General features: G+C 71.1%; 15 protein-coding genes and 1 pseudogene. 9 read left to right on the top strand and 7 right to left on the bottom strand.

The window, feature by feature from the left end; all coding sequences use genetic code 11:
* Positions 1 to 175 precede the first annotated feature (175 nt).
* The 3 genes from H9641_RS09865 to H9641_RS09855 all read right to left on the bottom strand — a co-directional run bounded on the left by H9641_RS09865 (position 176) and on the right by H9641_RS09855 (position 3639).
* Positions 176 to 1528 carry a class II 3-deoxy-7-phosphoheptulonate synthase gene (locus H9641_RS09865; RefSeq protein ID WP_191803296.1) on the bottom strand — a complete coding sequence of 451 codons (1353 nt, stop codon included), beginning with the start codon at positions 1526 to 1528 and terminating at the stop codon, positions 176 to 178.
* A 7-nt stretch (positions 1529 to 1535) separates the two neighbouring features.
* Positions 1536 to 2774, bottom strand: coding sequence for a pyrophosphate--fructose-6-phosphate 1-phosphotransferase (locus H9641_RS09860; protein WP_191803294.1), 1239 nt, complete (start codon positions 2772 to 2774; stop codon positions 1536 to 1538).
* A gap of 88 nt (positions 2775 to 2862) precedes the next feature.
* Positions 2863 to 3639, bottom strand: a complete 777-nt coding sequence (locus tag H9641_RS09855; protein ID WP_191803292.1) for a lysophospholipid acyltransferase family protein — start codon at positions 3637 to 3639, stop codon at positions 2863 to 2865.
* 75 nt (positions 3640 to 3714) lie between these two features.
* Between H9641_RS09855 and H9641_RS09850 the strand changes: the two genes are divergently transcribed.
* Positions 3715 to 4284: a hypothetical protein gene (locus H9641_RS09850; protein ID WP_191803290.1), complete on the top strand. Its 570-nt coding sequence runs from the start codon at positions 3715 to 3717 to the stop codon at positions 4282 to 4284.
* A gap of 221 nt (positions 4285 to 4505) precedes the next feature.
* Here the strand turns inward: H9641_RS09850 and H9641_RS09845 are convergent, their stop codons facing one another.
* Positions 4506 to 5453, bottom strand: coding sequence for an ROK family glucokinase (locus tag H9641_RS09845; RefSeq protein ID WP_191803288.1), 948 nt, complete (start codon positions 5451 to 5453; stop codon positions 4506 to 4508).
* Between the two features lie 263 nt (positions 5454 to 5716).
* Here H9641_RS09845 and H9641_RS09840 point away from each other — a divergent pair, with 263 nt between their 5' ends.
* Positions 5717 to 7528: an AMP-dependent synthetase/ligase gene (locus tag H9641_RS09840; protein ID WP_191803286.1), complete on the top strand. Its 1812-nt coding sequence runs from the start codon at positions 5717 to 5719 to the stop codon at positions 7526 to 7528.
* Between the two features lie 78 nt (positions 7529 to 7606).
* On the opposite strand, the gene H9641_RS09835 is transcribed toward H9641_RS09840, so the two are convergent.
* Positions 7607 to 9172 carry an NYN domain-containing protein gene (locus H9641_RS09835; protein ID WP_191803284.1) on the bottom strand — a complete coding sequence of 522 codons (1566 nt, stop codon included), beginning with the start codon at positions 9170 to 9172 and terminating at the stop codon, positions 7607 to 7609.
* A gap of 72 nt (positions 9173 to 9244) precedes the next feature.
* Here H9641_RS09835 and H9641_RS09830 point away from each other — a divergent pair, with 72 nt between their 5' ends.
* Both H9641_RS09830 and H9641_RS09825 read left to right on the top strand, forming a co-directional pair.
* A complete protein-coding gene (locus tag H9641_RS09830; RefSeq protein WP_191803282.1) occupies positions 9245 to 11122 on the top strand; it encodes a DEDD exonuclease domain-containing protein in 1878 nt (625 codons plus the stop codon).
* Complete coding sequence (locus tag H9641_RS09825) at positions 11116 to 11397, top strand: Lrp/AsnC family transcriptional regulator (protein ID WP_191803280.1); 282 nt, start codon at positions 11116 to 11118, stop codon at positions 11395 to 11397. Before H9641_RS09830 ends, H9641_RS09825 begins: the two co-directional genes overlap by 7 nt.
* A 48-nt stretch (positions 11398 to 11445) precedes the next feature.
* On the opposite strand, the gene trpD is transcribed toward H9641_RS09825, so the two are convergent.
* Both trpD and H9641_RS09815 read right to left on the bottom strand, forming a co-directional pair.
* The gene (gene trpD / locus H9641_RS09820; protein ID WP_191803520.1) at positions 11446 to 12501 is read right to left on the bottom strand and encodes an anthranilate phosphoribosyltransferase; all 1056 of its coding nucleotides are present in this window, start codon (positions 12499 to 12501) and stop codon (positions 11446 to 11448) included.
* Positions 12502 to 12587: 86 nt separating this feature from the next.
* On the bottom strand, positions 12588 to 13061 hold the full coding sequence (locus tag H9641_RS09815; RefSeq protein WP_225220275.1) for a hypothetical protein: 474 nt from the start codon (positions 13059 to 13061) through the stop codon (positions 12588 to 12590).
* 494 nt (positions 13062 to 13555) lie between these two features.
* Here H9641_RS09815 and ctaE point away from each other — a divergent pair, with 494 nt between their 5' ends.
* From ctaE to H9641_RS09790, 5 genes and pseudogenes are all read left to right on the top strand, one after another.
* A complete protein-coding gene (gene ctaE, locus H9641_RS09810; protein ID WP_191803278.1) occupies positions 13556 to 14206 on the top strand; it encodes an aa3-type cytochrome oxidase subunit III in 651 nt (216 codons plus the stop codon).
* A gap of 81 nt (positions 14207 to 14287) precedes the next feature.
* On the top strand, positions 14288 to 15067 hold the full coding sequence (qcrC, locus tag H9641_RS09805; protein WP_191803276.1) for a cytochrome bc1 complex diheme cytochrome c subunit: 780 nt from the start codon (positions 14288 to 14290) through the stop codon (positions 15065 to 15067).
* A complete protein-coding gene (gene qcrA, locus H9641_RS09800; protein WP_318244502.1) occupies positions 15064 to 16095 on the top strand; it encodes a cytochrome bc1 complex Rieske iron-sulfur subunit in 1032 nt (343 codons plus the stop codon). Before qcrC ends, qcrA begins: the two co-directional genes overlap by 4 nt.
* Positions 16092 to 17810 carry a cytochrome bc1 complex cytochrome b subunit gene (gene qcrB, locus H9641_RS09795; protein WP_318244501.1) on the top strand — a complete coding sequence of 573 codons (1719 nt, stop codon included), beginning with the start codon at positions 16092 to 16094 and terminating at the stop codon, positions 17808 to 17810. The genes qcrA and qcrB overlap by 4 nt, the downstream gene beginning before the upstream one ends.
* A 178-nt stretch (positions 17811 to 17988) precedes the next feature.
* Positions 17989 to 18064, top strand: a pseudogene (locus H9641_RS09790) (superoxide dismutase); the annotation flags it as partial.

Genomic DNA, 18064 nt, shown 5'->3' with positions numbered 1-18064 from the left:
GGTCCTCCTCCACCTCGCGGTCACCTCCGTCGCATCGAGCCCCTCGACCTCGCGCACGCCCCACTCCCCCGAGCACGACGCAGCCCGACGGCGGCGCACCCGCGGGTGTGCCGCCGTCGGGCTGCGTGGGGTCTTCCCGGGCCACGGGCCCGGCCGTGAGGCCGTGGCCGCAGGCTCAGCGGGCCTGGAGCATCTCCGCGACCTGGAAGGCCATCTCGAGCGACTGCTGGTGGTTCAGGCGCGGGTCCACGAGCGTCTCGTAGCGCAGGGCCAGGCCGGCGTCGTCGATCTCCTCGCTGCCGCCCAGCACCTCGGTCACGTCGTCGCCCGTGAGCTCGACGTGCAGGCCACCAGGCACCGTGCCGAGCGCACGGTGGACCTCGAAGAAGCCACGGACCTCGTCCAGGACGTCCTCGAGGCGACGGGTCTTGTACCCGCTGTCCGAGGTGATGGTGTTCCCGTGCATGGGGTCCGTGACCCACGTGACGGGGGCGCCGGACTCGCGCACGGCCTCGACGAGCGCTGGCAGCGCGTCGCGGATCCGTCCCGCTCCCATGCGCGTGATGAACGTCAGGCGGCCCGGGATCGCGTCCGGGTTGAGCTTGTCGATCAGGCGCAGCGCGTCGTCGGGGGCCGTGGTCGGGCCGAGCTTGACGCCGATCGGGTTCGCCACGCGCGACAGGAAGTCGACGTGCGCGCCGTCGAGCTGGCGCGTGCGCTCACCGATCCACAGGAAGTGCCCCGAGGTGTCGTAGGCGTTGCCCGAGCGCGAGTCGATGCGCGTGAGCGACCGCTCGTAGTCGAGGATGAGCGCCTCGTGGCTCACGAAGAACTCCACGGTGCGCAGCGCGTCGAAGTCGACCCCGCACGCCTTCATGAAACGGATCGCGCGGTCGATCTCCGCGGCCGTGCTCTCGTAGCGCGCGTACGCGGGGTTGCGCATGAAACCGCGGTTCCACTCGTGCACCTGGCGCAGGTCCGCGAACCCGCCGCCCGTGAAGGCCCGGACCACGTTGAGCGTCGCCGACGAGATCCGGTACGCCTGCATGAGCCGCTCGGGGTCCGGGACGCGGTCCTCGGGCGTGAAGGCGTGCCCGTTGACCATGTCGCCGCGGTACGCGGGCAGCGTGACGCCCTCGCGCGTCTCGTCGTTCGAGCTGCGCGGCTTGGCGTACTGCCCCGCGAGCCGGCCCATCTTCACGATGGGCATGCTCGCGCCGTGCGTCAGGATCACGGCCATCTGCAGGATGGTGCGGACCTTGTTGCGGATGCGCAGGGCGTTCGCGTCCGCGAACGTCTCGGCGCAGTCACCGCCCTGCAGGAGGAAGGCCTCGCCCCGGCCCGCGGCGGCGAGCCGCGAGCGCAGGGTGTCGGCTTCCGAGGGGACCACGAGCGGCGCGGAGGCCGCGAGCCGCGCGGACACGTCCGCGAGGGCCGCGGCGTCGGGCCACGTGGGTTGCTGCTGCGCGACGAGGGAACGGAACGCGTCCAGCCCCTGGGTGATCTCCGCGCCGGTCGTGGTCGCCATCAGCGGGTCAGTGCGCCGTCGGGGCGGCGGGGACGAGCGGCTGGCCGATCTCGCCCAGCAGGTCGCCGAACCACGGCTGCGAGACGTCGAACGCCTTGCCGCCCGCGATGCGCGGGAACTCGATCGCGCGCAGGCGGTCGCCGTTCTCCTCGTCGTGACCGATCACGCCCGACTCGCCCCTGAACGCGCAGTCCACGGCGAGGTCCGTCATGGACTTGATGAGGCGCAGGTCCTCGGCGTTCGCGGCCGCGGCGCGCGAGTAGTAGCCCGACTTCTGGACCATGGTCTTCTCGGCGCCGAGCTTCTCCGCGAACTGCTTGGCGAACCAGGCACCCGGGTTGATCGTGTCGAGCTTGACGTGGCCGAAGGGGTCGCGCTCGACCGTCTCGCCCGACGCCTCGAGCTGCGCGACGATCTCGTTCATGCCCGCGCCCTCGGACAGGAAGATGTTGACGTTGCCGACCTCGTCCATGACGGTGCGCAGGCGCGCTGCCTCGGCCTCGATGTCGAGCGCGAGCTCGGGGACGAACACCGCGTGGATGTCCCACCGCTCCTTGGTCAGGCCGATGCCCGGGACCCACTCCTGCGTGTCGAGCCACTTGCGGTACTCGGCGGCCGAGGCGGCGGTCAGCCAGCCGCAGTGACGCCCCATGACCTCGTGCACGATCAGCATGCGCGGGCCCGAGCGGTGCTCGCCGATGATGTTGCGCGCGAAGCCCGCAGCCTCCTCGGCGGCGGTCCAGGCGCCGAGCGACTGACGGATCGGGATCACGTCGTTGTCGATCGTCTTGGGCAGGCCCACGACCGTCAGCTCGTAGTCGTTCTCGTGCAGGTAGGCCGCGAGGTCCGCCGCGGTCGTGTTGGTGTCGTCGCCACCGATGGTGTGCAGGACGTCGACGCCGTCGGCCTTGAGCTGCTCCGCGGCGACCTGCAGCGGGTCCTGGCCCTCCTGGACCAGACCGCGCTTGACGCAGTCCTTCGCGTTCGTGAGCTTGACGCGCGAGTTGCCGATCGGCGAGCCGCCGAAGCGGTGCAGGATGCCCGCGTTCTTGCGGGTCTCCTCGTCGACGACGATCTTGTTGCCGGTCAGCAGGCCGTGGTAGCCGTGCTGGTAGGCGATGATCTCGACCTCGGGGGCGAGCTCGGTGTAGCGCTCGATCAGACCGCCCACGGCGGAGGACAGGCACGGGGCGAAACCACCGGCCGTCAGGAGAGCGACGCGACGAACCTGCCGACGATCAGACATAGCAAAGGAGCCTCTCGTTGAAGGATGCCGCCGTGCCTGCGTCGATCGACGCCGGGGATCCCCCGGGGCAGCGGGACGGCCTGCTCCCTCAGTCTACTGACGGCGCGGGGTCCTCCTGCGGCGGTTCCGGAACCTGGACGTCCGGGACCGGCCTTCCGCCCGGGGCCGCGGGCGAGGCGGGAGGTGTGGTAGCGGCGGGTCCGGCCGCGAGGCGCGCCTTGGCCGTCGCGGCGTAGATGTCCACGTACTCCTGGCCCGAGAGGCTCATGATCGCGTACATGATCTCGTCCGCGACGGCGCGCAGGATGAAGCGGTCGTTCTCCATGCCCTTGTAGCGGCTGAAGTCGAGCGGCTCGCCGATCACGATCCCGATCCGCATGGGCTTGGGGATGACCTTGCCGATGGGCTGGGCGATGTTGGTGCCGATCATCGCGACGGGGACCACGGGCGCGCCGGACTCGAGAGCGAGGCGGGCCACGCCGGTCTTGCCGCGGTAGAGGCGCCCGTCGGGGCTGCGCGTGCCCTCGGGGTAGATGCCGAACAGCTCGCCGTCACCCAGGACCCGCAGTCCCGTGGTGAGCGCGGCCTCGCTGGCCTTTCCGCCCGCACGGTCGACGGGGATGGTGCCCACGCCGCGCATGAACCCGGCCGTCAGGCGCCCTTTGATTCCCTTGCCCGTGAAGTAGTCGGACTTGCCGAGGAACTGGACCTTGCGGTTCAGCACGAGGGGCAGGATGAAGGAGTCGATGACCGCGAGGTGGTTGCTCGCGAGGATCGCTCCGCCCTCGTCGGGGACGTTGTCGACGCCGCGCGTCCACGGACGGTACAGCAGCCGGAGCAGGGGGCCGACCAACACCTGCTTCATGAACCAGTAGAACAACGTTCCTCCTTGGAGCACCCCGCGAACACGGGCTGCGGTTCCGACTCTAGAGTGAACCCCATGGCCGCACCGAATGCAGGACCGCAGGACGAGAACGACGGGAAGGACGACGCGATCGAGCCGACCGACGACCAGCCGACCACGCCGCAGGACGACCTCCCCGACGTCGAGGCCCGCTGGGCCGACATCGTGGCCGACCTCTCGGACGTCTCGGCCGCTGCGGAGTCGGCCGTCGCGGAGGCGGGACCCGGCCCGTCCGCGCCCGACGCCCGCCCCGCGGCGCCCCGCGACCTCCACGAGACCTTCCCGGTCGCGCCCTGGGTGCAGGGGCCCGGCCCCCGGGACTGGCCGACCACGCCCGAGGTCGAGGACCTCGAGGAGGCCGAGAGCCACTTCACTCCCCCGGACCCGGACATCGGCATGGGCCGGGACCCGCTGCTGACCATGGCCTGGGGCCTGGTCGCGGGCATCCCGATCCTGCTGCTCGTCGGGATGGTCGTGCTCCGTCCGTTCCCGACGATCGCGGCCCAGGTCGCAGGCGGCCTGTTCCTGGTCGGGCTCGCGGTGCTCGTGTGGCGCATGCCCCACCGCCGCGAGGACGACCACGCGGGGCCGGGCGCCGTCGTCTGACGGTCGCCGTCCGGTGCCCGTCCTGGGGCGTCCGGGCGGCACCGTGGGACGGCTTCCCGTGCCCGACGGCGCCACGCCCCTCGGCGTGCGTCGCGCCCCGGGCGGGACGTCGGACCGCGCAGCAGGACGGCCCGCGACCCGGGGGGGCGGGCGCGGGCCGTCCCGTCGACGCAGGCCGTGCCGGCCACCGCCTCGGTGACCCGTGACGCCGACGACCTCGACTAGCTGCGGGCGAGGTCCGCCGCACCGACGATGCCGGCCTCGTTGCCCTGCTGAGCGAGGTCGATCTGCGCCTCGGGACGGTGCCCGCGCGCCGAGAGCTGGTCCGCGAACGCCTTGCGGACGGGCTGGAGCAGCAGGTCGCCGGCAGCACCGACACCGCCACCGATCACGATCAGCTCGGGGTCGAGCAGCGCCGTGACCGAGGCAGCCCCCTCGCCGATCCACCGACCGAGCGTCGCGAGCAGCTCGATCGCGAGCTCGTCGCCGTCCTGCGCGGCCTGCGTGATCTGCGGGCCGTTGAGCTTCGAGGCGTCGCCGCCCGCGAGCTCGAGCAGCGCCGTCGCACGGTCCGGCTGCGCGATGAGCGCGGCCTGGCCGTCGCGCACGAGCGCGCTGCCCGACGCGTACTGCTCCCAGCAGCCCTCGTGTCCGCAACCGCAGTAGTGTCCGCCGGGCACGACGCGCATGTGCCCGACCTCGGCCGCCACGCCCCAGCGACCGCGCACGAGCTTGCGGTCGACGATGATCGCGCCGCCCAGCCCCGTGCCGACCGTGAGCATGAGCATGTCCGAGGCGTCGCGGCCCGCGCCGAACTGGAACTCGGCCCAGCCCGCCGCGTTGGCGTCGTTCTCGACGACGATCTTGACGTCGTCGTCGCCGATCAGCGCGCGGACCTTGGCGGCCAGCGGGTACTCGCGCCAGGCGATGTTGGGAGCGAAGAGGACCGAGGTGCGGTCGGGGCTCACGAAGCCGGCTGCGGCCAGGCCCATGGCCTCGACCTCGAACTCCTTGGACAGCTCGGCGTACACGTCCGCGACGGCTGCGTCGATGCTCGCGACGTCGTCGGGCTCGGTGTCGCGACGCGTCTGCGCAAGGATCTTGCCGTTCTCGTCGACCACACCCGCGGCGATCTTCGTTCCGCCGATGTCGACTCCGATGGCATGCATGTCAGGTCCTCACTCACGTAGCGGTCTGGAACTCACAGGATGGGAACGCCCGCCGGTAACGGTTGTGCACCGCCTCGGCATCGGTTCTGCGTACGTCCGTCGGCTCCGATCGTCGGTCGCTCCCGGTGTTCGCCCAGGTACGGCCTGAAATCTTGCGCAACAGCGCACAGCACCATGAAGAGTACCGACTCGGAGGCGGTCAACGACACTTCCGTCCTGTGGGTAGTGTTCTCACACCGTCGACTTCTGCCACTGGAGCCAGCATGGACGAGTTCAGCGCACCGCGCATCATCGATGTCGATCCCCTCGACAACCTCAACGACCTCTTCGCCAGCCGTGTCGCGGCCGGGCCCGACCAGCCGATGGTCGAGGTCAAGAGCGGGCCGGGCGCCCCCTGGAAGACACTGACCGCACGCGAGGTCGACGCCGACGTCGTCTCGGTCGCCAAGGGCCTCGTGGCCCTGGGCATCCAGCCCGGCGAGCACGTGGGCATCATGTCCCGCACCCGCTACGAGTGGACCCTGCTCGACTGGGCCACCTGGGCCGCGGGCGCGGTCCCCGTGCCCCTGTACGAGACCTCGAGCGCCGAGCAGGTCCAGTGGATCCTCTCGGACGCCGGGGTCAGGCTGCTCGTGGTCGAGTCGCCCGCGCACGCCGCCACGGTCGAGGAGGTCCGGGCACAGGCGCCCGAGCTCGGCCAGGTGTTCGTGATCGACGACGGTGGGATCGCCGCGCTCAAGGAGGCGGGCAAGGACGTCAGCGACGACGAGATCGCCCGCCGCCGCGGCCTCGCGAATCTCGCGGACGTCGCGACCATCATCTACACCTCGGGCACCACGGGACGCCCCAAGGGCGCCGAGCTCACGCACGAGAACTTCTACTCGCTGACCGTCAACGCCGTGAAGGCGCTGCCCGAGGTCTTCGCCGAGGCCAACGGTCGCACGCTGCTGTTCATGCCCCTGGCGCACGTGTTCGCGCGCTTCATCGGCGTGCTCGTCGTGGCGGGCGGGACGGTCCTGGGGCACACCCCGGACACCAAGACGCTCCTCGAGGACCTCGGCGAGTTCAAGCCGACCTACATCCTCTCGGTCCCCCGTGTCTTCGAGAAGGTCTACAACTCCTCGGAGCAGAAGGCCGCCGCGGGCGGAAAGGTCAAGATCTTCCACTGGGCCGCGGCGACCGCGATCGCCTACTCCCGCGCCCTGGACGACCCCAAGGGCCCGGGCATCGGCCTCAAGCTCCAGCACAAGGTCGCCGACGCGCTCGTCTACAAGAAGCTGCGTGCGGCGCTCGGCGGGCAGACCAAGTGGGCCGTCTCGGGCGGCGCCCCGCTCGGTGAGCGGCTCGGGCACTTCTACCGCGGCATCGGCGTGCGCATCCTCGAGGGCTACGGCCTGACCGAGACGACCGCACCGACGTCGGTCAACCGGCCGACCGCGACCAAGATCGGGACCGTGGGGCCCCAGCTCCCGGGCTGCGGCGCCAAGATCGCCGAGGACGGCGAGATCCTGCTCAAGGGCCACCACGTGTTCCGCGGGTACCACAACAACCCGCAGGCCACGCAGGACGCGTTCGTCGACGGCTGGTTCCGCACGGGCGACCTGGGCTCGCTCGACGCCGACGGGTTCCTGCGCATCACGGGCCGCAAGAAGGAGATCATCGTGACCGCGGGAGGCAAGAACGTCGCCCCGGCCGTGCTCGAGGACCGCATCCGCGCGCACGCCCTGATCAGCCAGTGCGTCGTCGTCGGGGACGGGCAGCCGTTCATCGGCGCGCTCATGACGATCGACCCCGAGGGCCTGCCCGGGTGGCTCGCGATGCACGGCAAGGAGCCCATGAGCATCGACGCCGCGGCTCTCGACATCGACGTCCTCGCGGCCCTCGACGCCGCCGTGGACCGCGCCAACAAGGCCGTCTCGCGCGCCGAGTCGATCCGCAAGTTCACGATCCTGACCACGGACTTCACGGTCGAGAACGGCTACCTGACGCCTTCGCTCAAGGTCAAGCGCAACGTCGTCCTCCAGGACTTCTCGGTCGAGATCGACGCGATCTACGCGGGCGCTGCCGCCCACTGACCCGCACGGAGACGCCTGCTCCGCACGACGGCCGGTCCCCAGGAGGGGCCGGCCGTCGTGCTGTCCGCGGCCCCGCCCTCAGAGCCTCGCGAGCCGCGCGACGAGGGCCGGCGACCCGATCGCCACGGCGCCCATGGCCTGGACGTCGTCGGCGACCTCCCGGTCGCTCGTGACGACCGCGACGGGCCGCCCCTCGGGCTCGGCCGCGACGAGCCGGCGGATCAGGTGGTCGGCGATCTCGCCCGACGTGAACAGGACACGCACCCCGCGGGTGCTCGCGGGCGGCAGGTGGCCCAGGTCCTGCCCGTCGAAGCAGCACGTGACCTCGGCCCCGGTGCGCGACGCGACGCGCACCAGCCCGTCCACGAGGCGCCGCCGCTGCTGCGCGAGGGTCAGCGCGCCGAAGCCCGTCTTGGTCACGTTGTACCCGTCGACGATGAGGTGCATCTGGGGGACGGCCAGGACGTCGTCGAGCAGCGCCGGGTCGTCGCCGGTCCGCCCGCGCGACCCGGGCCGGGTGCGGTCGGGAGCGCCCGGCACCCCTCCGCCGTCCGCGGGGGCCACGGTGTCGGCCGGTCGGAGCGTCGTCGGGGGGATCCCGAGCTCGCGGCGGAGCCCGACCGCTGCGTCCACGACGGTCTCCAGCAGGAGCCTGGCGCGCGCGTTGGCGAGCTCGGCCCCGGTGTGCGTGAGCGTGCGCGCCTCGTCCCGGGCGGCGTGCGCGCGGTCGAGCGCGACCGACGCCTCCCGGCGCTCGTCGGCGGCCCGCGCCCCGAGCGCCTCGGCGGCCTCGGGGCGTGCGGCGGCCTCGGCGAGCGCGGCCCGGGCCTCTGCCCGGGCGCGGTCGGCGTCCGAGCGGAGCTTGCGCTCCTGCTTCTTGAGCGTCGCGATCTCGGCCCGGGCCTCGTCGAGCGCAGCGCGGTCGGCAGCCGCGGCCTCCTGGGCAGCGGCGAGCTCGGCGACGGCCCGGTCGCGCTCCCCCGCGGCACGCTCGGCCTCCTGAGCGCGGTGCTGCGCCTCGGCCTGCGTCTCGAGGGCCGAGGCCGCGCGCGCCAGGTGGTCCTCCCAGCCGTCGGGTCGCAGCAGGAACGCGCCGACGGCCAGGTCCACGAGGCCGCTCGCGGCCCGTTCGGCCTCGGCCTCGCCCTGCCCGACGGCGGAGCCTTCGTCCCGCACCGGGACCTCACCTGCCGACGTGGTCACCTCGTCGAGCGAGTCGTCCGGCGTGTCGGGCGCCCCGGCGGGACCCGCGCCTCCCGCCGTCTCGGTGCTCTCGTCGGCACCAGGGGCGACCGACGCCGTGGCGACGTCGCCGCCCGTGGACGTGACGCCGTCGGGCCGGAGGGCGCGCGCCTCCCGGGGGCGAGCCGCGCTCCAGGCTGCCGCGACCGCATGCCGGAACGAGGCGCTGGTCTCGAGGGCCTGCCACAGGGGCACGGCGCCCGACACCGCTCGTCGGCGCGGCGCGAACGTGCGGACCCTGCGGAGGGGCACGGGGACGCTCGAGGGCTCCCAGGCGCCCAGGACGCGCGCGGAGAGCTCGAGCAGCTGGGTGCGGACGACGGACGGGACGACGACCGTGTCGGGCGGCGCGTCGTCCGATCGATGCGGTGTGTCCTTCTTGTCCCGACTCGTCCCATCCATGGGTCCACACTACGGGCAGCGATCACGGGCCGCGCGGACGGACGTGTCAGTGCCCGAGGCTACCTTCGCCCCATGTCGTCCACGACCGTCCCCACCCGGGACGCACCACGCCGAACGCCCGCCCCGGACGGGTCCCGGTTGCTCTCGGTCCGCGCCTTCACCCCCGCGCCCGGCGAGGGAAGCACGCCGGTCCAGCTCGGCCTCGACGAGCTCTGCACCCCGCTGCAGGACGTGACCTTCGTGGTCGTGGACCTCGAGACGACCGGCGGCTCGCCCGCCTCGGCCGGGATCACGGAGATCGGCGCGGTCAAGGTCCGCGGCGGGGAGGTGCTCGGCGAGTTCCAGACGCTCGTCAACCCGGGTACGCCGGTCCCCGCGTTCATCGCGCGCCTCACGGGGATCACCACGGGGATGGTCGCGACCGCCCCACGCATCGAGGCCGTGCTGCCCAGCTTCCTGGAGTTCTCCCGCGGCGCGGTGCTCGTCGCGCACAACGCGCCCTTCGACATCGGCTTCCTCAAGGCCGCCGCCAAGGACGCGGGCTACGAGTGGCCGGGCAACCAGGTCCTCGACACCGTGCCGCTCGCGCGACGCGTCGTGACCCGCGACGAGGCACCCAACCACAAGCTCTCGACCCTGGCCGCGCTCTTCCACGCGACCGTGACCCCCGAGCACCGGGCGCTGGCCGACGCGCGCGCCACGGTCGACGTGCTGCACGCGCTGCTCGAGCGCGTGGCACCGTTCGGGGTCACGCACCTCGAGGACCTCGCGACCGCCACCGACCCGGTCCCGGCCGACGTCCGGCGCAAGCGGACGCTCGCCGACGGCCTCCCCGACGGCCCGGGGGTCTACATGTTCCGCGGTCCCGGCGAGGAGGTGCTCTACGTCGGCACCTCGACGTCGATCCGGCGCCGGGTGCGCAGCTACTTCACGGCCGCGGAGAAGCGTGGCCGCATGACCGAGATGGTCCGCATCGCCCACGCCGTCACCCCGGTCGAGTGCGCCACGGTCCTCGAGGCCCAGGTCCGCGAGCTCCGGCTGATCGCCGAGCACTCACCGCGCTACAACCGTCGCTCCAAGTTCCCCGAGCGCATGAGCTGGGTGCGTCTGACGAACGAGCACCACCCTCGGCTCTCGATCGTCCAGGACGTCCGGCCGGACGCCGCGCACATCGGACCGTACTCGTCGCGCCGGCAGGCTCAGCTCGCGATCGACGCCCTGCACGACGCGCTCGCCCTGCGCCAGTGCAGCCCGCGGCTCCCGCTCCTGCCCGCCCGGGGAGCGAGCGCGTGCGCCCTCGCCGAGATGGGACGCTGCGGCGCGCCCTGCACCACCGAGCAGCGACCGCAGGACTACCCGGCCGTGGTGGGCCGCGCGCGGGCGACCATGCTCGCGGACCCGGGCGACGTCGTCGAGCACCTGAGCGCGCGCATCGCCGAGCTCGCCGCGACCGAGCGCTACGAGCAGGCCGCCGAGGTCACGGCCCGGCTCGAAGCCTTCCTCCTGGGCGCCGGGCGCGCGCAACGGCTCCGACCGCTCGCGGCGTGCGCCCAGCTCGTCGCCGCCCGCCCCGTCGAGGGCGCCCGCTGGGAGATCGTGGTCGTGCGGCACGCACGGCTCGCGGCCACGGGCCTCTCGCCCGCCGGTGCGGACCCCTGGGCGACGATCGACGCGCTCGTCGCGACCGCCGAGGACGTGCCGGCCCCCGTGGCCCCGGCGCCCGCGTGCCACCCCCACGAGGCCGACCTGGTGCTGGGTTGGCTCGAACAACCGGGGGTCCGGCTCGTCGACGTGAGCCACCCGCTCTCGTGGCCCGTCCGCTCGGCGCGAGCCTTCGCGGACGGCACCCGCACCGCACAGCGCGTGGCCCACCACGGCAAGGCTAGATTGGGCAGCGGTTCCCCGACCGGCGAACCGCGTGCCACGGACCCGACGGAGGACCCATGCTGACCGCGATCGTGCTGATCGACACCGAACCGAACCTCATCCCGGAGGTCGCCTCGCACGTCGCCTCGCTCAAAGGGGTCAGCGAGGTCTACTCCGTGACCGGCAAGGCGGACCTCGTCGCGATGGTGCGTGTCGACGAGCACGACGACCTCGCCGACGTGATCGCCGACAAGATCAGCAAGGTGCAGGGTGTGCTGCGCACCGAGACGTTCATCGCGTTCCGCGCCTACTCCGACGTGGACCTCGAGCAGGCGTTCGCGCTCGGCCTCGACGACTGACGCGGCCCCGGTGGAGCGACCTTCGCGGGTCGCCCCACCGGACCGGTGTCAGCGCGAGGACGCGGAGACCCCGCGGGCGAGCGCGGCCGCGGCCGCGCCCGAGTCGATGCTCGCCGCACCGTGCTGCATGCCCGCCGCGAGGCGCTCGACGAGCGTCCCTTCCGCGGTCCCCGGCAGGCTCCCGTCCGCGACGAGCGCGGCCGCAGCGTTGAGCAGCACGGTCTCGCGCACGGGCCCGGGGTCCCCCGCGAAGACGCGCCGCGCGACCTCGGCGTTGAAGGCCGCGTCGGCGCCGCGCAGGTCCTCGACCGTGATCCGCTGCAGACCGAGGTCGCGGGCCGCGTCGAGCGAGTGGACGGTCACCTCGCCGTCGCGCACCTCCCAGACGGTCGACGTGCCCGTCGCCGCCAGCTCGTCGAGACCGTCGTCACCACGGAACACGATCGCCGACGCCCCGCGGGAAGCGAAGACCCCCGCCACGAGCGGGGCCATGCGCTCGTCGGCGACCCCGATCGCGGCCGCGCGAGGCTGCGCCGGGTTGGTCAGCGGGCCCAGGAAGTTGAAGGCCGTCGGCACGCCGAGCTCCTTGCGCGCGACCGCCGAGTGCCGGAACGAAGGGTGGAAGACCTGCGCGAAGCAGAACGTGATGCCGACCTCGTCGACGAGCTGAGCCACCCGCTCGGGCGACTGGTCCAGCCGGATGCCCAGGACCTCGAGGACGTCGGCCGACCCGGAGGACGACGACGCGGCGCGGTTGCCGTGCTTGACGACGCGCACCCCGGTCCCGGCGATGACCACGGCAGCCATGGTCGAGACGTTGACCGTGTGCGCACGGTCCCCACCCGTCCCCACGATGTCGACCGAGGGGCCGGCGACCTGGAAGCGCGTGGCGTGCGCGAGCATCGAGTCCGCGAGGCCGCGCAGCTCGCCGACCGTCTCGCCCTTGGACCGCAGCGCGATCAGGAACGCCGCGAGCCGGACGGGGCTGACCTCGCCCGTCATGACCTTGTCCATGGCCCAGGCCGTCTGCGCGGCGCTCAGGTCATGGCCGGCGATGAGCTCCGTGAGGAGCCCGGGCCACGTCGGCTCCGACTGCTCGGACACCAGGACGGTGGCCGTCGGCGCGGGGTCGGAGGAAGCGTGTGCCGGGATGCCCGGGGTCGTGGTCACAGGACCTGCCCTTCATGAGGTCATTCGATCAGCGAGACGATCGCCCGCTGCAGCTCGATCGCGTCGAAGGGCCGAGGAACGGCATCGTCGGCGAGCGACCACGATGCTAGCCAACCGTCCTGAGGCCTGCCCGTGAGGACCAGAACGGGAGGGCACTCGTAGATCTCGTTCTTGAGCTGGCGGGACAGTCCCATGCCCCCGGCCTTGTCGGCCTCGCCGTCGAGCACGAGCAGGTCCCAGCCGCCGGCGTCGGCCGCGGCGACGACCGCGGCAGCGGTCGCGACCTCCTTCCAGACGATGTCCGGAGCACCGACGCGGACCCGACGCCCGACCGCCATCCGTACCTGCTCGCGGACGGTCGCGTCGTCGCTGTAGAGCAGGATGCGGGGGGCGCGCGCCTCACGGGGCGCCGTGGTCGGCTCGACGTCCGTGCCCTGCACCGACAGCGCACCGCCGGTGGACGTGGTCGTCGTGCCGCTCGTGGTCGACGTCATCGTCGCCTCCATCTCGTTCGGGTCTCACGTGGTCCCGACCGGTCCCGGCCGGGTCTGGTCTGGTGGCGCGCTGCCCGCGGTGCCCGGTCATCGACCGGCACCTGTACGACGAGAGCAGCGCTCCCCGGCATCTTGGCACGTCGGGTCGCGCCACGGCACCCCCCCGCACCGGTGACGGCCGTCGCGCGTCCGCCCACCGGACAGGGGCGGCGTCCGCGGTCGGTGGCGCCGAGCGCCCGAGGTGACCGCCGGGATGCTCGCGCGCGGCGCGGGCGCCGACCGTCGTCGTCATTTCATGGCAATTCCCAGCGCACCGTCAGGAAATGTCGAGGCCCGCACTCTTCGCACAACGCCCGGAATGACGCCCTTTCATGGCACTTCAACGCGATCCGTCACGAAGTGCAGGGCTTGGTAGGGAGATCTGGAGAGTTTGTGAGATTCGCCGCGCGCCACCCCCTGGTTCGATGGTCCAAATCGCTCCGACGTCGGCCATAATGGCTGATGTGTCGACCGCAACGGCTGCCCCCCACGCCCACCAGCACGTGAGCGTCAACCGACCGAACCCAGTTTCGGTCGGGACGATCGTGTGGCTGGCCAGCGAGCTCATGTTCTTCGCTGGACTGTTCGCTATGTACTTCACCGCACGTTCGGTGATCCCGGCGGAGGAGTGGGCTTCTCAGACCGAGAAGCTCAACATCCCCTTCGCCGTGGTCAACACCACGGTGCTGGTGCTGTCCTCCGTGACCTGCCAGCTCGGAGTCCTCGCGGCGGAGCGCTTCCAGCCCGTCCGCACCGGATCGATCTTCCAGGTCAACCGGTGGGGGATGAACGAGTGGATCACGCTCACGTACATCATGGGCTCGATCTTCATCGGCGGTCAGATCTACGAGTACGCCGAGCTCGTGCACGAGGGACTCACCATCTCGTCGCACCCCTACGGCTCGGTCTTCTTCATGGCCACGGGCTTCCACGGCATCCACGTCGTCGGCGGTCTGATCGCCTTCCTGTTCCTTCTCGGTCGGTCCTTCTCCGCCAAGAACTTCGGGCACCACGAGGCCACGACCGGCATCGTGACGTCCTACTACTGGCACTTCGTCGACGTCGTGTGGATCGCACTGTTCTTCGTGATCTACATCCTTCGTTGACGCGGTGACGCCCGCGGCACCGATGCCCGGACAACCACACCTGCCCCCTGCACCCCCCACTTGCGAGACGAGGATCATTTCGTGAAGGCACTCGCCGCCCGCAGACACCACCGCTTCGCTCCGGTCGTGCTGCTGCTGCTGGCGCTGCTGGTCACCGGCGGCGTCTACGCCGCCTTTGCCCCGAGTCCAGCCAGCGCTGACACCGCCAGCACTGAGGACATCGAGACAGGCCAGAAGCTTTTCCAGGCGAACTGCGCCACCTGCCACGGCCCGAACGCGGAGGGCTCGGACACCGTTCCGTCCCTCGTCGGCGTCGGCGCGGCCGCTGTCGACTTCCAGGTGTCGACCGGTCGTATGCCCATGCAGATGGAGGGCCCTCAGGCCATCCAGAAGCCGCGCCAGTTCGACGAGGAGCAGACGTCGCAGCTCGCTGCGTACATCGCCTCCCTGGGCGCCGGCCCGGCGATCCCGACGGACGAGCAGATCGACGCCTCGCTCGGCGACTCCGCCAACGGCGCGGCCGTCTTCCGCACCAACTGCGCGATGTGCCACAACGCCGTCGGCGCGGGCGGTGCTCTCTCGGAGGGCAAGTTCGCCCCTGCGCTGTGGGACACCTCCGAGCGGAACATCTACCAGGCCATGCTGACCGGCCCGCAGTCCATGCCGGTCTTCAACGACATGAACATCACGCCCGACGAGAAGCGCGACGTCATCGCGTACCTCGTCGAGCAGCGTGAGGGTTCTGCCGGTGGACTTGACCTCGGCTCTCTCGGCCCCGTCAGCGAGGGCCTCTGGGCGTGGATCGTCGGGCTCGGCCTGCTGATCGGCGCCGCTGTGTGGATCGGAGCGAAGTCGTCGTGAGCGACAACCAGAACTCGACGGACCTGACGAAGCAGGACGGGCAGGAGCTCGACCGCTTCCAGGATCCAGGCATCCCGGCTCACAAGAGCCGGATGGCAGACCGTGACCCCAAGGCCGCCAAGCGTGCCGAGATGCAGGTCGTGATCCTCTTCACGATCTCGATCATCGGCACCATCGGCATGCTGGTCGCCTTCTTCGCCCTCCCGGACGACACGTCCGTCGCGGGCATCCGCACCACGAACCTGATCATCGGGCTCGGCCTGGCGTTCGCGCTGCTCGGCATCGGTCTCGCGGCCGTCCACTGGGCCAAGACGCTCATGTCGGACCACGAGCACGTCGACGAGCGGCACGCCCAGCGCAGCTCGGACGCAGTGCGCGCAGAGGCCGTCCAGGCCCTCACCGAGGGCGCAGAGGACTCGGGCATCGCCCGTCGTGGCGTGCTCAAGGGTGCCGTCGTGACGGCCCTCGCGCTGTTCCCCCTCGCGATCGCTGTTCCCCTCGTGGCAGAGGTGGGTGGAGACTGGAACGTCAGCAAGTTCCGTCACACCCTCTGGAAGCCCAAGATGCGCCTCGCGCTCGACCCGTCGGGCCGCCCGATCAAGGCCGAGGACGTCACGATCGGCAGCGCCTTCCACGTGATCCCGGACGTGTCCGAGGAGGTGCGCAACTCCCACGAGTGGATCTCGGAGAAGGCCAAGGCGATCGTCCTGATGGTCCGCCTCGACCCGCGTGACCTCAAGGAGGCCCCGGACCGCAAGGACTGGTCGTACGACGGCATCGTCGCGTACTCCAAGGTCTGCACCCACGTCGGCTGCCCCGTCGCGCTCTACGAGCAGCAGACGCACCACCTGCTGTGCCCGTGCCACCAGTCGACCTTCGACGTCGCCGACGGCGCCAAGGTCGTCTTCGGCCCGGCCAAGAGGCCGCTCCCGCAGCTGCCGATCACCGTTGACGACGAGGGCTACCTGGTTGCGCAGAGCGACTTCCACGAGCCCGTCGGACCGAGCTACTGGGAGCGCCTGAAGTGAGCACCAGCACCGCGGGACCCGCTGAAGCGACCGCAGACTACCTGGACCAGCGCACCGGCATCGCCGGAGCCGTGAAGGAGTTCGCCCGGAAGGTCTTCCCCGACCACTGGTCGTTCCTCCTGGGCGAGATCGCCCTCTACTCGTTCGTCGTCCTGATCATCTCGGGATTCTTCCTGACGATGTTCTTCGTGCCGAGCATGGGCCTGGTCACGTACCACGGTGAGCCGGCGTCGATGAACGGCGTGCTCATGTCCGAGGCCTTCGCCTCGACGCTGCACACCTCGTTCGAGGTGCGTGGCGGCCTGCTCATGCGTCAGATCCACCACTGGTCCGCGCTGCTCTTCATGGCAGCGATCGTGACCCACATGATGCGCGTGTTCTTCACCGGCGCGTTCCGCAAGCCCCGTGAGCTCAACTGGATGGTCGGGTTCCTCCTGATGATCATGGGTCTCGCAGCGGGCTTCACGGGCTACTCGCTCCCGGACGACGTCCTGTCCGGCAACGGCCTGCGCATCACCGACGGCGTCGTCAAGTCGATCCCGGTCATCGGGTCGTACATGTCGTACTTCATCTTCGGTGGCGAGTTCCCTGGCGAGCACATCATCCCGAGGCTCTTCACGCTTCACATCCTCGTGGTCCCGGGCCTCATCCTGGCGCTCGTCGCGCTCCACCTGTTCTTCGTGGTGCTGCACAAGCACACGCAGTACCCGGGTGGCGGCCGCACCAACGGCAACGTCGTGGGCTTCCCGCTCTTCCCCGTGTACGTCGCCAAGGCCGGTGGCTTCTTCTTCGTGGTGTTCGGCGTCATCGCCGCCATGGGCGCCACGATGGCCATCAACAACGTGTGGAACTACGGACCGTACGACCCCTCCCCCGTGTCGGCGGGCGCCCAGCCCGACTGGTACATGCTCTTCCTCGAGGGTTCGCTACGACTCATGCCCGGGCAGACCGAGTACGTGATCGCGGGCTACACGCTCTCGCTCAACATCCTCATCCCGGCGGTCGTGATCCCGGGCCTGCTGTTCACGTTCCTCGCGGTCTACCCGTTCCTCGAGGCGGCGGTGACCAAGGACAAGCGCGAGCACCACGTGCTCGACCGCCCGCGCAACGTCCCGGTCCGCACCGGGCTCGGTGTCGCGTTCCTGACGGCGTTCATCATCCTGGCCCTGGCCGGTTCGAACGACCTCATCGCGACGCACTTCCACCTGTCGATCAACGCGATCACGTGGGTGTTCCGAGTGCTCCTCTTCGTCGGTCCGGTGATCGCCTTCTGGATCACCAAGCGCATCTGCCTCGGGCTCCAGCGCAAGGACCGCGAGCTCGTCCTGCACGGCCACGAGACCGGCCGCATCGTGCGCTTCGCGCACGGTGAGTACATCGAGGTCCACCGTCCGCTCGACGAGCAGGAGCGCTGGCTCCGTGTGAACTACACGGCGCACGCCCCGCTCGAGATCGACCCGGCGACCGACTCGCGCGGCGTCCGCCGCAAGGGCTACAAGAAGGACCGTCGACTCCAGCGTCTGTCGCAGTTCTTCTACGAGGACCGGGTCGAGCCCGTGACCCCGTCGGAGCTCGCGGCATCGCACTCGCACGGTGAGCACGACGCCCTGGGCACCGCGGACACGACGCAGGCCGTCGAGTCCGGGTCGGCCGTGGGTGGCGGCAGCCACATCGTCAGCCCTGACGACACTGGGGCCGGCAGCACCAAGCACTGACCCGCTCCTTGCGGAGCACCAGAAGACCCGTGAGACTGCTCGGCCTCGGCCGGAACAATCTCACGGGTCTTCTACGTTCCACCGGTGTCGCGTTCGATCGCATTTGCCGTTCTCGAACGCGTTCGTCAAAGATGTCGCTCTACTCCGGCGCGGCACACGATCCAGGAGGCATTCCGGCATGGCTGTCTACACCCTTCCCGAGCTGTCGTACGACTACGGCGCACTCGAGCCCCACATCTCCGGCCGCATCATGG

The organism is Oerskovia merdavium (assembly GCF_014836755.1).
Classification (GTDB): Bacteria; Actinomycetota; Actinomycetes; order Actinomycetales; family Cellulomonadaceae; genus Oerskovia; species Oerskovia merdavium.
This window is presented reverse-complemented; position numbering and strand designations above follow the sequence as displayed.